General features: G+C 66.6%; 13 protein-coding genes. 8 read left to right on the forward strand and 5 right to left on the reverse strand.

All coding sequences use genetic code 11. The features are described 5' to 3' along the window. Nucleotides 1-37 precede the first annotated feature (37 nt). Nucleotides 38-559, forward strand: coding sequence for a hypothetical protein (locus K3U96_RS07595; protein WP_220692582.1), 522 nt, complete (start codon nucleotides 38-40; stop codon nucleotides 557-559). 17 nt (nucleotides 560-576) lie between these two features. Here the strand turns inward: K3U96_RS07595 and K3U96_RS07600 are convergent, their stop codons facing one another. Further along, nucleotides 577-2388 (reverse strand): fatty acyl-AMP ligase, encoded by a 1812-nt coding sequence (locus tag K3U96_RS07600; RefSeq protein ID WP_220692583.1) that lies wholly within the window; start codon nucleotides 2386-2388, stop codon nucleotides 577-579. Between the two features lie 107 nt (nucleotides 2389-2495). Between K3U96_RS07600 and K3U96_RS07605 the strand changes: the two genes are divergently transcribed. Both K3U96_RS07605 and glsA read left to right on the forward strand, forming a co-directional pair. Further along, nucleotides 2496-2969, forward strand: a complete 474-nt coding sequence (locus tag K3U96_RS07605; protein WP_069405700.1) for a nuclear transport factor 2 family protein — start codon at nucleotides 2496-2498, stop codon at nucleotides 2967-2969. 44 nt (nucleotides 2970-3013) lie between these two features. Further along, nucleotides 3014-4312 carry a glutaminase A gene (gene glsA / locus K3U96_RS07610; RefSeq protein ID WP_220692584.1) on the forward strand — a complete coding sequence of 433 codons (1299 nt, stop codon included), beginning with the start codon at nucleotides 3014-3016 and terminating at the stop codon, nucleotides 4310-4312. Here the strand turns inward: glsA and K3U96_RS07615 are convergent. Continuing rightward, a complete protein-coding gene (locus tag K3U96_RS07615) occupies nucleotides 4301-5908 on the reverse strand; it encodes an adenylate/guanylate cyclase domain-containing protein (protein WP_220692585.1) in 1608 nt (535 codons plus the stop codon). The two genes, glsA and K3U96_RS07615, sit on opposite strands and share 12 nt — an antisense overlap. 46 nt (nucleotides 5909-5954) lie before the next feature. On the opposite strand from K3U96_RS07615, the gene nucS reads away from it, so the two are divergent. Both nucS and K3U96_RS26865 read left to right on the forward strand, forming a co-directional pair. Beyond that, a complete protein-coding gene (gene nucS, locus K3U96_RS07620) occupies nucleotides 5955-6626 on the forward strand; it encodes an endonuclease NucS (RefSeq protein ID WP_220692586.1) in 672 nt (223 codons plus the stop codon). Next, nucleotides 6626-6919, forward strand: coding sequence for an Rv1322 family protein (locus K3U96_RS26865; RefSeq protein ID WP_230982396.1), 294 nt, complete (start codon nucleotides 6626-6628; stop codon nucleotides 6917-6919). The genes nucS and K3U96_RS26865 overlap by 1 nt, the downstream gene beginning before the upstream one ends. Here K3U96_RS26865 and mce read toward each other — a convergent pair. After that, nucleotides 6916-7386: a methylmalonyl-CoA epimerase gene (gene mce / locus K3U96_RS07625; RefSeq protein ID WP_069405755.1), complete on the reverse strand. Its 471-nt coding sequence runs from the start codon at nucleotides 7384-7386 to the stop codon at nucleotides 6916-6918. The genes K3U96_RS26865 and mce overlap by 4 nt on opposite strands. An 83-nt stretch (nucleotides 7387-7469) precedes the next feature. On the opposite strand from mce, the gene K3U96_RS07630 reads away from it, so the two are divergent. From K3U96_RS07630 to K3U96_RS07640, 3 genes are read left to right on the forward strand one after another with little or no spacing between them, the layout of a single operon-like run. Next, entirely contained in the window at nucleotides 7470-8651 is a 1182-nt protein-coding gene (locus K3U96_RS07630; RefSeq protein WP_069405754.1) for an acetyl-CoA C-acetyltransferase, read from the forward strand. 44 nt (nucleotides 8652-8695) lie between these two features. After that, nucleotides 8696-9079: a DUF3817 domain-containing protein gene (locus K3U96_RS07635; RefSeq protein ID WP_220692587.1), complete on the forward strand. Its 384-nt coding sequence runs from the start codon at nucleotides 8696-8698 to the stop codon at nucleotides 9077-9079. A gap of 12 nt (nucleotides 9080-9091) precedes the next feature. Beyond that, nucleotides 9092-9985, forward strand: coding sequence for a tetratricopeptide repeat protein (locus K3U96_RS07640; RefSeq protein ID WP_220692588.1), 894 nt, complete (start codon nucleotides 9092-9094; stop codon nucleotides 9983-9985). 97 nt (nucleotides 9986-10082) lie between these two features. On the opposite strand, the gene glgB is transcribed toward K3U96_RS07640, so the two are convergent. Together glgB and K3U96_RS07650 are read right to left on the reverse strand one after the other, a co-directional pair. After that, entirely contained in the window at nucleotides 10083-12290 is a 2208-nt protein-coding gene (glgB, locus tag K3U96_RS07645) for a 1,4-alpha-glucan branching protein GlgB (RefSeq protein WP_220692589.1), read from the reverse strand. 5 nt (nucleotides 12291-12295) lie between these two features. Further along, nucleotides 12296-14383, reverse strand: a complete 2088-nt coding sequence (locus tag K3U96_RS07650) for an alpha-1,4-glucan--maltose-1-phosphate maltosyltransferase (protein WP_220692590.1) — start codon at nucleotides 14381-14383, stop codon at nucleotides 12296-12298. Nucleotide 14384: the final 1 nt, after the last annotated feature.

The raw sequence follows: 14384 nt of genomic DNA on the forward strand, positions 1-14384 counted from the left end.
CTCGCCCCACCGCCCCAACCGTGGTCTGGTGGAGGCGATGTCTATACATGGGCCGTCCGCATTCCGCTTGTTTGCCGCCGCGACGGCGGGCACCGCGCTGCTCGTTATCGGATTGCCGGTAGCAGCCGCCGCACCCACATCCGACAGTCGCGGCTACGTCGACTCCACCGCGCGCTGTGCCGCGCCGAGCAGCGTGGTGGTGTTCGGCCGCACCGCGAGCTCACGTGTGGCGATCTGCGAGTCCGCGGACGGCGAGTATGAGTACCGCGGGGTGCGGGTGCGCGACGGCGCCAAGTTGATCGCGCCGGCCTCGCCCGCTGACGACGGCGGCTTCACCGCCGAGAACGACGGCATCACCTACACGGTGACCGCGGACGCGTTGACCATCACCTCGGGCAATCGCGTGATCCGCGAGGAGGCCATGGTCGACTTCCACGGTTCGGCACCCGCGGGCAACCCGGGCGCGTCGCCGCAAGCCCCGGCCGCGACCCCGACACCCACGACGCCGCTCCCGCCGCCCTTACCCGCCGAGGTGGGCGGCGGCAGCAGCAGCAGCTAAGCCGCGGTAGAAACGGCTTATTCGCGGATCTCACCGCGCAGGTACTCGGCGCGGCATGCGCGCCGGGCCAGCTTGCCGCTGGTGGTCCGCGGGATCGAACCGGCAGGCACCAACCGGACGTCGGCCACCGAAAGGCCGTGCACATCGGCGACGGCCGTACGGATCGCCGCGATCGCCGCCGCCGGATCGGCACGGCGGGTACCGGATGCGCGTTCGGCGATGACCACCAGGTCGTCGTCGCGCACGGTGAATGCCGCCACGTATCCCCGCCGCACCATCGCCGAGGCCTCAGCCACCGTGTTCTCGATGTCGTGCGGATAGTGTTGGTGCCCGTCGACGACCACCAGATCCGCGCGGCGACCGGTGACGTAGAGCTCCCCGTCCAGATACGCCCCGAGATCACCGGTGCGCATCCATGCGGCGGCGCCGGGTGCACCGTCGGCGTGGCTGCCCGCCGCCAGCCGCGACCGCAGCGTGGCGTCGAACGTCTGCCGGGATTCCTCCGGGCGAGCCCAGTACCGCCGCGCGACGTTGTCGCCGTGCAACCAGATCTCACCGACCCGGCCGTCGGCGACCTCGGCGTGGCTGTCGGGGTCGACGATCACCGCCCACTGGCTGCGCGCGACCTGACCGCACGACACTTGCGGCAGCGCGTCTTTCGCATCGGCGGCTGTGCGCACCGCGCGCCCTTCGGCCAGTTGCATGCGATCGAGGTGCACGACGGTCGGTTCGGCGGTGGGCGCGATGGTCGACACGAACAGGGTCGCCTCCGCGATGCCGTAGGAGGGTTTGATCGCCGTCGTGGGTAACCCGTACGGCGCGAACGCGGCGCTGAACGTCGTGATCGCATCCATGCTGACCGGTTCCGAGCCGACGATCATCACGACGTTGCGCAGGTCGACGTGCTCGCCTGGTGTGGGCAGGCCGCGCTGCGCGGTGTACTCGTAGGCGAAGTTCGGCGCCGCGGTGACGACCCGGCCGCGCCGTGACTCGTCGGAAAGCGCACGGATCCAGCGCTCTGGTCGACGCAGGAACGCCGTTGGCGCCAGCAGCGTCGAATGACCGCCGTACACGGCCGGAAAGCCGATCATCGACAAGCCCATGTCGTGATAGAGCGGCAGCCAACTGACCCCATGAGTGTTCCGGTCCAACAGGTCGATCGACAGGATCATCTGGATCAGGTTCGTCCCGACCGCCCGGTGCGTGATCTCGACGCCGACCGGGGGCCGCGTCGATCCGGAGGTGTACTGCAGATGTGACACGTCATCGACATCCAGGTCGACCGGGATGAACGCCTCGCTCGCCGAATCGGGTACCTCGTCGACGACGATGAGTGCGGGTCGGGGCGAAAACGTGTGCTGGGCAAGGAACGCCTCGACGGCGCCGGCCGCCGCGCGCGTCGTGAGGATCACCGCTGGTCGGGCATCGCGCAGGGCGGTGTCCAAACGTGCGGCGTGACCTTGCAGTTCGGGGGCGAACAACGGCACCGCGATCATGCCGGCCTTGACCGCAGCGTAGAACCCGGCGACGTAATCGAGACCCTGTGGGGCCAGGATCGCCACCCGGTCACCCGGCGACGCGACGCGCTGCACGGCGGCGCCGATCGCCCTGATCCGACCGCCCAACTGCGCCCAGGTCAACTCGACGGGGCGGCCTTCTGCCGATCCGGTGTAGTCCAGGTACCGGTAGGCGACAGCGTCACCGACGTTGGCGATGTTGCGGTCGATGAGCGACACCAGCGTCACCCCGGGCGGCAGGACGACGTTGCCCTCGACGTCGAGGCAGTCCTCGATCTGCAGTAGACCTCTATGGTCGATAGATGCGGCCATGAGCTCGAGTCTAATTAACGTGACGCGCAGTATCACCTATCTCTACCGGGATGTGATGCAAATGCGTTCGGGCGCGGCCGATACGTCTTCAGGAAAGTGAGGAAACCATGACGCCGACCACGCCCCTGGTGCCACCGTTCACCCTGGACACTGCCACCGCGAAGGTGCGCGTCGCCGAAGATCTCTGGAACACCCGAAATCCCGAACGCGTCGCGCAGGGTTACACCCCTGACAGCTGGTGGCGTAACCGGTCGACGTTCGTGCAGGGGCGAGCGCAGATCATCGACTTTCTCACCACCAAGTGGGCGAACGAACTCGATTACCGGCTCATCAAGGAAATTTGGGCGTTCGGCGACAACCGCATCGCCGTCCGGTTCGCTTACGAGTACCACGACGACGCCGGCCAGTGGTTCCGCGCTTACGGCAACGAGAACTGGGAGTTCGAGGCCACCGGGCTGATGAGGACACGTCACGCCAGCATCAACGACGTCGCCATCACCGAGGCCGACCGGCTGTTTCACTGGGACAGGAGCGGACCGCGCCCCGCCGACCACGCAGGGCTCACCGAGCTGGGCCTGTGATCGCGACGATCACCGCGCAACCGCGTCGCCGGTAGGATTTCGCCATGGCGGAACTGGTGCAGCGCTACCTGGACCAGATTCGCACCGAACACCTCACCAACACCGACGGGGCGCTGGCCGATTACATCCCCGAACTGGCCCGGGCGGACCCCGGCGCGCTGGGCCTGTCGTTGTCTCTTGCCGACGGCTACATCTACGAATCCGGCGACTGCACAGCCGAATTCACCATCCAGTCGGTGTCCAAGCCGTTTACGTATGCGCTCGCCCTCGACCGCATCGGCCAATACGCCGTGGACGCCAAGATCGGCGTGGAGCCCTCGGGGGAGGCGTTCAACGAGATCAGCGTCGACGAAACCACCAACAGGCCGAAGAATCCGATGATCAATGCCGGTGCGATCGCCGCGGTTTCGTTGATTCCCGGTGTCAGCGCCGACGACCGGTTCGCCCAGATCCATGAGTTCTATTCGGCCTTTGCCGGCCGCGATCTCAGCGTCGACCATGACGTCTACGCCTCCGAGAAGGCCACCGGCAGCCGAAACCGTGCGATCGCCTACATGTTGCAGAGTTTCGGCGTGCTCGACGACGATCCCGATGAGATTCTTGACGTCTACTTCCGTCAGTGTTCCATCAAGGTCACGAGCACCGACCTGGCCAGGATGGCCGCCACCCTCGCCCGCGGCGGAGTCGAACCGCGGTCGGGACGTCGGGTTACCAGCGCTGCAGTGGTGCAGCGCACGCTGAGCGTGATGGTGACCTGCGGGATGTACGACGCGGCGGGGGACTGGGTCAGCGCGGTTGGCATGCCCGCCAAAAGCGGTGTCGGTGGCGGCATCACCGCAGTGTTGCCCGGGCAACTCGGAATCGGTGTCTATTCACCGCTTCTGGACGCCAAGGGAAACAGCGTGCGCGGCGTGGAGGTCTGCCGCAGCATGTCCGTGAGCCTGGGGTTGCACTTTCTGTCGGTCACGCGCGAATCACGCTCGACCATCCGTGCGGCCTACGACGCCCGACCCGGTGTTCGGGTGTACGAACTGCACGGTGATTTGTTGTTCGCCGGAGCCGAGCAGGTGCTGCGCACCATCGAGGGCGAATACAATGAGTTCGACATTGCGATCATGGAGGTGTCACGCGTCGACGACATCGACGACACAGCCCGAGGCATGCTCGCCGGTATGCGTGAATCACTCACGGCGGCAGGCAAACAGGGTTACCTGGTCGATCCCGACGACACGCTGCAGGTGCCCCGGGTGGACGGGGCCCAGGCGATCGTATTCAGCACGCTCGACGACGCGCTGAGGGCCGCACGCCAAAGTATTCCCGCCCCACAGGACTCAGACGGGTAGCGCCAGCCGGGTCGGCTCGTCGTGCCCCCGCAGTGTCACGGTGTCACCGAACGTCCAATACGCCCTTTCACTTTCGGAGGCGTTGTGAACCGTCGTCGACGACGCCAGCACGTGACAGGACTGGGTCTTGGCCAGTTCGCACAGCCGGGCCGCTTCGTTGACGGGTTCGCCGATGACGGTGTACTCGAACCGCTCTCGGGCACCGACATTGCCCGCGACTGCTTCACCCGACGCAATGCCGACGCCCGCGTCGAACTCGGGCGTCTCTTCACGGATGCGTCGCGCGATGACACGCCCGGCGGCCAACGCCGCGTCTTCTGGGCAGGGCAGATGGTTGGGAGCGCCGAACACCGCGAGCGCCCCGTCACCCTCGAACTTGTTGACGAACCCGTGATGGCGGTCGACTTCCTCGACGACCACCGCGAAGAACCGATTCAGCAGGTCGACGACCTCGGTCGCCGGCAGCCGTGTGACCAAATGTGTGGAACCGATGATGTCGACGAAGATCACCGCAACGTGGCGTTCCTCGCCGCCGAGCTTGGTGTGCTCTTTTTCGGCGGCCGCGGCAACATCGCGCCCGACGTGGCGGCCGAACAGGTCGCGCAGCCGTTCCCGCTCGCGCAGCCCACTGACCATCCTATTGAAGCCGCGCTGCAATTCACCGAGCTCGGTACCGTCGAAAACCACCAGGTTGCAGTCCAGATCGCCTCGCTCGACATGCTGCAGCGCCGAACGCACCACCCGCACGGGCGTGGCGGTCAGCCAGGACAGCAACCAGATCAGGATCAGGCCGAAGACCAGCGCCACGATCGACAAAATCATCGTCGCCACGGCAAACTGGGTGGCGGTGAGGTTGCGCAGTGACAAGGTGAACACCGCAAGAAGCAGAATGCCCAGCACCGGCACACCGGAGCCCAGCAGCCAGACCGTCAACGTCCGGCCCATGATCCCGTGCGCCAACCGCCGCGGCGGCTTGCCCGCTTCCAGGGCCTGGGCGGCAACGGGACGCAGCGCGAACTCGGTGATCAGGTAGCAGGCGGTGGCCACGACGATGCCGCTGAAACTGACGGCGAACAGAAAACGCGGGATGAACGCGGTGTCGTAGAGCCCGTACAACGTCGTCAGCAGCACGGTGCCCACACCCCACAGCAGCAGCAGCATCTTGGCCACTCGCCAGGGCGCGAAGAAGACGTTGCGTTGATCGGTGCGGGTCGGGGAATCCTCTTCGATAGCCCAGCGCAGCGAGCGGACAATGCGCACAGTGATCCAGTACGTGCCGATGATCAGGGCCAGGCCCATGTACGCCGGCGCCACTGCCCACGTCAGCCACGCTGGCGCGTCGCTGAAGATGCTGGGCACCGGAATGGCCACCGCCACCATCAAGATTCCCACGCCGATGCCAAGGATGTTGGTGAGCAGGATGAAGACCGTGAGGATGATCTGGATGCGCACCCGGCGACGTACCTGGTTCTCCGAAGACTTGCCGAGCAGCCAGGACCCGTACTCTGGGCCGTCGGGTAACCGTCCGCTCTGCCGCGTGAGGGCTTCAGCTATACGCCCCAGTCGGCGTGCGAAGGTGCTCTTCTTGTTGTTCATCCAGCCCTAGCCTAAATTGCCCGGCCCGCCCCTTAATGTGGTTCGGGTGCGTCTCGTCATCGCCCAGTGCACCGTCGACTACCTCGGACGGCTCACGGCACACCTGCCCTCGGCTCGCCGCCTGCTGCTGATCAAGGCCGACGGGTCGGTGAGCGTGCACGCCGACGACCGTGCCTACAAACCGCTGAACTGGATGAGCCCGCCCTGCCGGCTGACCGAGCACCTCGACGGGCCGGCGCCGGTCTGGGTGGTGGAGAACAAGGCCGGCGAGCAGTTGCGCATCACGGTCGAGGAGATCGAGCACGACTCCAGCCACGAACTCGGGGTGGATCCGGGGCTGGTGAAGGACGGTGTGGAGGCTCATCTGCAGGAACTGTTGGCCGAACACGTCGAACTGCTCGGCGCCGGCTACACGCTGGTGCGCCGCGAGTACATGACCGCGATCGGGCCCGTCGACCTGTTGTGTCGGGACGAGAACGGCGCATCGGTGGCCGTGGAGATCAAACGTCGCGGTGAGATCGACGGGGTCGAACAACTCACGCGTTACCTGGAACTGCTCAACCGCGACACTCTGATCGCGCCGGTAGCAGGCGTGTTCGCCGCCCAACAGATCAAGCCGCAGGCGCGCACGTTGGCAACCGACCGCGGGATCCGTTGTGTGACCTTGGATTACGATCAGATGCGCGGCATGGACAGCGACGAGTTCCGGCTATTCTGATGCCTCGGCGCGGCAGGCCTGCACGACGGCGACCGGCACCGCCTGTGCCGTCACCGCGCCGCATCGAGGTGGGCCCGGACGGCTATGAATACGAAGTTCGCCCGGTCCCCGGCTCACGTGCCACGAAGATCTACCGTTGTCCGGGGTGTGACCATGAAATCCACGTCGGCACAGCACATTTGGTGGTTTTTCCGGCTGACGGTGGCGAGCAGGCCGTCGATGACCGCAGGCATTGGCATACGCCGTGCTGGACGCACCGGGATACGCGCGGCCCGACGCGCAAGTGGTCTTAGTCGTCCCCGGCGGGCTCGACCAGCTCGACGAGCACCCCGCCGGCATCCTTGGGATGGATGAAGTTGATCCGGGAATTCGCGGTCCCGCGTCGGGGCGCGTCATAGATCAGCCGCACACCGTCGGCGCGCAGCCGCTCGGAAAGTGCGTCGAGGTCGCTGACCCGATATGCCATCTGCTGCAGCCCGGGGCCGCGCTTGTCGAGGAACTTCGCGATGGTCGAGGTCTCGTCGAGCGGAGCCATCAGCTGGATCTGTGCGCTGCCGACGGGGGCGCCCCGCACGGACAGCATGGCTTCGCGCACGCCCTGGTCCTCGTTGATCTCCTCGTGCAGAACGATCATTCCCAGGTGGTCGTGGTACCACTTGATGGCGGCGTCCAGATCGGGCACCGCGATCCCGACATGGTCGATGGCGGTCACCAGCGCACTCGCGAGGGCCGGACGGGCATCAACCTGTTCGGTGGTCATAACGTAACGGTAACCTTGAGACAGATGATTGCGGAATGTGTCATGGGCCACATATGTGTGTACCCCGTGCCGAGAGGATTCAAATGACTACGTCGGTGATTGTTGCTGGGGCGCGCACTCCGGTAGGCAAGCTCATGGGTTCGCTGAAGGACTTTTCCGGCAGCGACCTCGGCGGTATTGCGATCGCCGGTGCGCTGGAGAAGGCCAAGATTCCGGCCTCCGCGGTCGAATACGTGATCATGGGCCAGGTGCTCACCGCGGGTGCCGGGCAGATGCCGGCCCGGCAGGCCGCGATCGCCGGGGGCATCGGCTGGGATGTGCCCTCGCTGACCATCAACAAGATGTGCCTGTCCGGGATCGATGCGATCGCATTGGCCGATCAGCTGATCCGGGCCGGGGAGTTCGACGTGGTGGTCGCCGGGGGACAGGAGTCGATGACGCAGGCGCCGCACCTGCTGATGAACAGCCGCGCGGGCTACAAGTACGGCGACGTCACGGCGTTGGACCACATGGCCTACGACGGCCTGCACGACGTGTTCACCGACCAACCGATGGGCGCGCTTACCGAGCAGCGCAACGACGTCGACCAGTTCACTCGTGCCGAGCAGGACGAGTTCGCTGCGCGCTCACACCAAAAGGCCGCTGCGGCATGGAAAGACGGTGTCTACGCCGACGAGGTGGTGCCCGTACAGATTCCGCAGCGCAAGGGTGACCCGATCGAGTTCGCCGAGGACGAGGGCATCCGGGCCAACACCACGGCCGAGTCGTTGGCGGGTCTGAAGCCCGCGTTCCGCAAGGACGGCACCATCACCGCCGGGTCCGCGTCGCAGATCTCCGACGGCGCCGCAGCGGTCGTGGTGATGAACAAGGACAAGGCCGTCGAGATGGGCCTCACCTGGCTGGTCGAGATCGGCGCCCACGGTGTGGTCGCGGGCCCCGATTCCACGCTGCAGTCGCAGCCGGCGAACGCGATCAAGAAGGCGATCGCCCGCGAGGGCATTTCCGTCGATCAACTCGACGTCATCGAGATCAACGAGGCGTTCTCCGCGGTGTCGCTGGCCTCGGCCAAGGAACTCGGCGTGGACCTGGACAAGGTTAACGTCAACGGCGGCGCGATCGCGATCGGGCATCCGATCGGTATGTCGGGGGCGCGGATCACCCTGCACGCGGCTCTCGAGCTGGCGCGACGCGGTTCCGGTTACGCCGTGGCCGCACTGTGCGGCGCCGGCGGGCAGGGCGACGCGCTGGTTCTGCGCGCCGGATAGCCGCCTACGACGCTGCGTAGTATTTCCTGCGGGTTTCCGGCACAATGGCGGCCATGACGCGCGCCTTCGACCCTCGATCCGTCGCTCGATGGTTCCGGTTCGTCGCCCTGCTCGAGGCGGTGAGCTGGGCCGGACTGCTGGTCGGGATGTACTTCAAGTATCTCGGCACGCCCCGGACGGAGATCGGGGTGAAGGTCTTCGGGCCGGCGCACGGGGCCATCTTCGTGGCGTTCGTCGCGGTCGGCGTACTGGCCGGGCTGACGTTCAAGTGGACGTACGGGACCTGGTTGCTGGCGCTGCTGTCCAGCATCGGGCCGATGTGCAGTGTGATCTTCCTCATATGGGCCGATCGCACCGGCCGAATCAGCGTCGGCGCGCCCATCGGGCCGGTTGCGCAACCGGGCCTGACCGCACCCGAATCGACGTGACAGACTTGTAGCGTGACTCGTCCCCGACCTTCAGTTGCGGCCTCGATGGCCGGTGCGGTTGACCTGTCGGCGCTCAAGCAGCGGGCGTCGGCTGGCGACGGCGGTGCGGCAGCCCCGTCCGGTGGTGTGGAGATCACCGAGGCCAACCTCGAAGCCGAAGTGCTGGTTCGGTCCAGCCAGGTACCCGTCGTCGTACTGCTGTGGTCGCCACGCAGCGACGCCAGCATCCAACTCGGTGATGCGCTGGCCAGTCTCGCGGCCGCCGACGGCGGTACGTGGTCGCTGGCCACGGTCAACGTCGACGTCGTACCGCGCGTGGCGCAGATGTTCGGTGTGCAGGCCATCCCCACGGTGGTGGCGCTGGGCGCCGGCCAACCCCTGTCGAGTTTCCAGGGCGTGCAGCCACCCGAGCAGCTACGCCAGTGGATCGATTCGCTGCTGAACGCGGTCGCCGGCAAGCTGCCCGGCGACGGTGATCCCGACCAACCCGAGCAGGTCGACCCGGAGCTCGCGCAGGCACGGGCCCACTTGGACGCGGGCGACTTCGACGCGGCGGGCAAGGCCTATCAGGCGATCCTGGACGCCAACCCCGGGCACGCCGAGGCCAAGGGCGCGGTGCGCCAGATCGGCTTCCTTCAGCGTGCGACGGCGCGCGCACCCGGCGCGGTCGTCGCCGCCGACGCCCAACCGGACGATATCGAGTTGGCCTTCGCGGCCGCCGACGTCGAGATCCTGCAACAGAACGTCGGCGCGGCCTTCGACCGGCTGGTCGGTTTGGTCCAGCGGACGGCCGGCGACGACCGCGCCAAGGTGCGCACGCGCCTCGTCGAGCTGTTCGAGCTCTTCGACCCCGCCGATCCCGAGGTGATCGCGGGCCGGCGCAAGCTCGCCAACGCGCTGTACTGAGTTAGCGGGTCTAGTGTGCGACCAGATCGACAATTCGCCCGGATCCGGCCGAAACTACGATCTGACTGCACACTCGGCCGGCCACAGGGGCGAAAAGTCAGGCGGGCTCGAACCACAGGGCGGCCAGCGGCGGTAGCACCATGACCGCCGAGGCGGGCCGGCCGTGCCACGGCTCGTCGGTCGCCTCGACCGCACCGTAGTTGCCGATACCCGCGCCGTTGTAGATGTCAGCGTCGGTGTTGAGCACCTCGCGCCACGTGCCGGTGTGCGGCAGGCCCAGCCGGTAGCGGGTGTGCTCGGCGCCGGAGAAGTTGAAGACGCAGGCCATCACGGAGCCGTCGTCGCCGTAGCGCAGGAAGCTCAGCACGTTGTTGGCCGAGTCGTTGGCGTCGATCCAGGAGTAGCCCTCCGGGCTGGTGTCGCGCGACCACAGCGCCCGCCTGCTGGCGTAGATGGCGTTCATGTCCTGCACCATGCGCTGAATACCGGTCGAGTAGCTGTTCTCGTCGAGCTGATACCAGTCGACCCCGCGTTCTTCCGACCACTCGGCGCGCTGACCGAAATCCTGGCCCATGAACAACAGTTGTTTGCCCGGATGCGCCCACTGGTAGGCCAGCAGGCCGCGCAGCCCCGCCGCCTTGACGTGATCGTTGCCTGGCATCCGGCCCCACAGCGTGCCCTTGCCGTGCACCACCTCGTCGTGGCTGATCGGCAGCACGTAGTTCTCGCTGAACGCATACAGCATCGAGAACGTGATCTCGTGGTGGTGATAGCTGCGGTGGATCGGGTCACGCTTGATGAACTCCAGGGTGTCGTTCATCCAGCCCATGTTCCACTTCATCGAGAAGCCAAGACCGCCAAGGTTTGTCGCCCGGGTGACGCCCGGCCACGATGTCGACTCTTCCGCGACGGTCACGATGCCGGGGGCGGACTTGTGCAGGGTCGCGTTCATCTCCTGCAGGAACTGCACCGCTTCGAGGTTCTCCCGGCCGCCGTAGATGTTGGGCGTCCAGCCGCCTTCGGGGCGTGAGTAATCCAGGTACAGCATGGATGCGACCGCGTCGACGCGCAGGCCGTCGATGTGGAACTCGTGGCACCAGTACAGCGCGTTGGCGACCAGGAAGTTGCGCACTTCGGCGCGGCCGAAGTCGAACACATATGTGCCCCAGTCGAGTTGCTCGCCGCGCCGCGGATCGGAGTGCTCGTAGAGCGCAGTACCGTCGAACCGGCCCAGCGCCCACGCGTCCTTGGGGAAGTGGGCGGGCACCCAGTCCATGATCACTCCGATGCCGGCCTGGTGGAGGGTGTCGACGAGGTGGCGGAACTCGTCGGGTGTGCCGAGCCGTGACGTCGGCGCATAGTACGAGGTCACCTGGTAGCCCCACGAACCACCGAACGGATGTTCGGCCACCGGCATCAGCTCGACATGCGTGAAGCCCTGGGACACCACGTATTCGGTGAGTTGGTCGGCCAGTTCGCGGTATGTCAGCCCCGGCCGCCACGACATGAGGTGCACTTCGTAGGTGCTCATCGGCTCGAAGACCGGGTTCTGCTCGGCCCGCCGGGTCATCCACTCGTCGTCGGCCCACCGATACTCGCTGTGCGTCACCTTCGACGCCGTCTGGGGCGGCACCTCGGTGGCGAACGCCATCGGATCGGCACGGTCGCTGATCGAACCGTCGGCGCCGTGTATCCGGAACTTGTACAGGCCGCCGACCTCGAAACCTGGCCAGAACAGCTCCCACACCCCGGTGGAGCCCAGCACCCGCAGTTGGGCTTCGGTGCCGTCCCAGTGGTTGAAATCGCCGATCAGGCTGACGCCCTTGGCGTTCGGTGCCCACACCGCAAAGGAGACGCCGTCGACCGCACCGTCGGCCGTGGTGAATCGGCGCGGGTGCGCACCCAGCACCTCCCAGAGCCGCTCGTGGCGGCCCTCGGCGAACAGGTGCAGGTCGATTTCGCCGAGGGTGGGCAGGAACCGGTACGCGTCGGCGACGACGTGCCGGTGAACCTTGCCGTCGCCGCCGGCATAGCTCACCTCGAGGCGGTAGTCGACCAGGTCGGTGAACGGCAACGCGACCGCGAACAGCCCGGCCTCGATATGGGTGAACGCATATCGTTCACCCCCGATCAGCGCGGCCACCTCCAGCGCGTGCGGCCGGTAGGCCCGGATGACGGTGTGGTCGCCGTACTCGTGGGCGCCCAGAACCGAATGCGGATCATGGTGTTCACCGGCCAGCAGCCGGTTGAGGTCGGCGGTGTGCGGCCGCAAATGCGGGCTGGTCCGCGGATTGGTCTGCGTCATTGTGTTCACTCCCTACGCAGCAGGTTCAGTCGATGCTCCGGCGCGACCTGCGGCATGTTCAGCACGTGCGCCACGGCCCTGGCCGGATCGATACGGACGTAATTGGCTTGGCCCCATTGGTATTCCTCGCCGGTGATCTCGTCGCGCACCCAGAACCGGTCGTGCGGTTCCATGCCCAAAGCGGCCATGTCGAGCCACAAGGTGGCCTCTTCGGGGCCGAACGGGTTGAGCGTCACCACCACGAGCACCTGGTCGCCGGTCGCCGGATCGAACTTGCTGTACGCGAGCAGCGCGTCGTTGTCGGGATGATGGAACCTGATGGTGCGCAGCTGATGTAATGCCGGGTGGACCCGCCGAATCTCGTTGAGCTGGGTCAAAAACGGCTCCAACGACACCTCGTCGGCCAAGGCGGCGTCGAAGTCGCGCGGACGCAACTCGTACTTCTCGGAGTGCAGGTACTCCTCGCTGCCTTCGCGCACGGGCCGGTGTTCGAACAGTTCGTAGCCCGAGTACACCCCCCACGAGGGGCTCATCGTCGACGCCAGCACCGCCCGGATCGCGAACATGCCGGGCCCGCCGTGTTGCAGGCTCTCATGCAGGATGTCGGGGGTGTTGACGAACAGGTTGGGCCGCGCATAGTCGGCATGTTCCGCGATCTGCCGGCCGAACTCGATCAGCTCCCACTTCGCGGTGCGCCAGGTGAAGTACGTGTAGGACTGGGTGAAACCGAGTTTGGCCAGCCCGTACAACCGGGCCGGACGGGTGAACGCCTCGGACAAAAACAGCACGTCGGGATCGCTGTTCTTCACCTCGCCGATCAGCCAGGCCCAGAAGTCCGGCGGTTTGGTGTGCGGGTTGTCGACCCGGAACACCTTGACGCCGTGGGAGATCCAGAACCGCACCACGCGTAGAACTTCCTGGTACAGCCCGGCGGGATCGTTGTCGAAATTGAGCGGGTAGATGTCCTGGTACTTCTTCGGCGGGTTCTCCGCGTAGGCGATGGTGCCGTCGGGCAACACGGTGAACCACTCGGGATGCTCACGCGCCCAAGGGTGATCGGGTGCGGTCTGCAAGGCCAGATCCAGCGCTACCTCCATGCCCTCATCGCGGGCGGCGGCGACGAAATCGTCAAAATCCTCGATGGTGCCCAGCTTCGGATGGACCGCGTCGTGCCCGCCCTCGTCGCTGCCGATCGCCCACGGGGAGCCGACGTCGTTGGGTGCTGCGGTCACGCTGTTGTTGGGGCCCTTGCGGTGCACCTTGCCGATCGGATGGATCGGCGGCAGGTACACCACGTCAAAACCCATCCGCGCGATGCGCGCCAGCGCCTTGGTCGCCGTGGCGAACGTGCCGTGCACGGGGTTGCCGCTGGCGTCCCACCCGCCCGTCGACCGCGGAAACATCTCATACCAGGCGCTGAACCTCGCCAGCGGGCGGTCGACCCACACGCCGTACCGGCTGCCGCGGGTCACCAGTTCGCGCAGCGGATAACGCGCCAGCAGCTCGGTCACCTCCGGGGACAGCGCCGCGCCCGCGCGGGTGAACGGATCACCCGGTTCGCGCAGCCGGGCGGCCGCGTCGATCAGCGGGAAACGCGACTGCCTCGGCACTCCGGCGGCGGCGCGCTCTAGCAATCCGGCACCGACCAACAGGTCGTTGGACAGCTCGGCCTCGCTCTGGCCGGCATCCAGCTTGGCGGTGACGTTCTTGTGCCACGTCGCGATGGGATCACCCCAGCCGTCGACCCGGAACGTCCACAGGCCGACCGCGTCGGGGGTGAACTGCCCGTGGAACACATCCGGGGTCGGACCAGTCGACATGGGCAGCAGCTGCGGTTTGATGCGCGAGGCCGGGGTGACGACTTCCTCGATGGGCACGGGTTCGGCGGTCCGTTCCAGGCCGGGCGGGTCGCTGACGAGCTTGGGATAGGCCGTGCCGTGGTAGCGCACGACCAGCGTGGCAGCGACGGCGTCGTGGCCCTCGCGCCACACCGTCGCCGTCACCGGCACGATTTCGCCGACCACGGCCTTGGCCGGGTAGCGACCACCGGAAATGACAGGTGCGACGTCGTCGATTGCGATCCGACCGGTCACC

Origin of the sequence: Mycolicibacterium holsaticum DSM 44478 = JCM 12374, from assembly GCF_019645835.1 — a bacterium.
Lineage (GTDB): Bacteria > Actinomycetota > Actinomycetes > Mycobacteriales > Mycobacteriaceae > Mycobacterium > Mycobacterium holsaticum.

Bases quoted from the DNA above. Each gene is read 5' to 3' on its own strand.
- K3U96_RS07595 (WP_220692582.1), top strand. From the start codon at position 38: ATGTCTATACATGGGCCGTCCGCATTCCGCTTGTTTGCCGCCGCGACG.
- K3U96_RS07600 (WP_220692583.1), bottom strand. From the start codon at position 2,388: ATGGCCGCATCTATCGACCATAGAGGTCTACTGCAGATCGAGGACTGC.
- K3U96_RS07605 (WP_069405700.1), top strand. From the start codon at position 2,496: ATGACGCCGACCACGCCCCTGGTGCCACCGTTCACCCTGGACACTGCC.
- glsA (WP_220692584.1), top strand. From the start codon at position 3,014: ATGGCGGAACTGGTGCAGCGCTACCTGGACCAGATTCGCACCGAACAC.
- K3U96_RS07615 (WP_220692585.1), bottom strand. From the start codon at position 5,908: ATGAACAACAAGAAGAGCACCTTCGCACGCCGACTGGGGCGTATAGCT.
- K3U96_RS26865 (WP_230982396.1), top strand. From the start codon at position 6,626: ATGCCTCGGCGCGGCAGGCCTGCACGACGGCGACCGGCACCGCCTGTG.
- mce (WP_069405755.1), bottom strand. From the start codon at position 7,386: ATGACCACCGAACAGGTTGATGCCCGTCCGGCCCTCGCGAGTGCGCTG.
- K3U96_RS07630 (WP_069405754.1), top strand. From the start codon at position 7,470: ATGACTACGTCGGTGATTGTTGCTGGGGCGCGCACTCCGGTAGGCAAG.
- K3U96_RS07635 (WP_220692587.1), top strand. From the start codon at position 8,696: ATGGCGGCCATGACGCGCGCCTTCGACCCTCGATCCGTCGCTCGATGG.
- glgB (WP_220692589.1), bottom strand. From the start codon at position 12,290: ATGACGCAGACCAATCCGCGGACCAGCCCGCATTTGCGGCCGCACACC.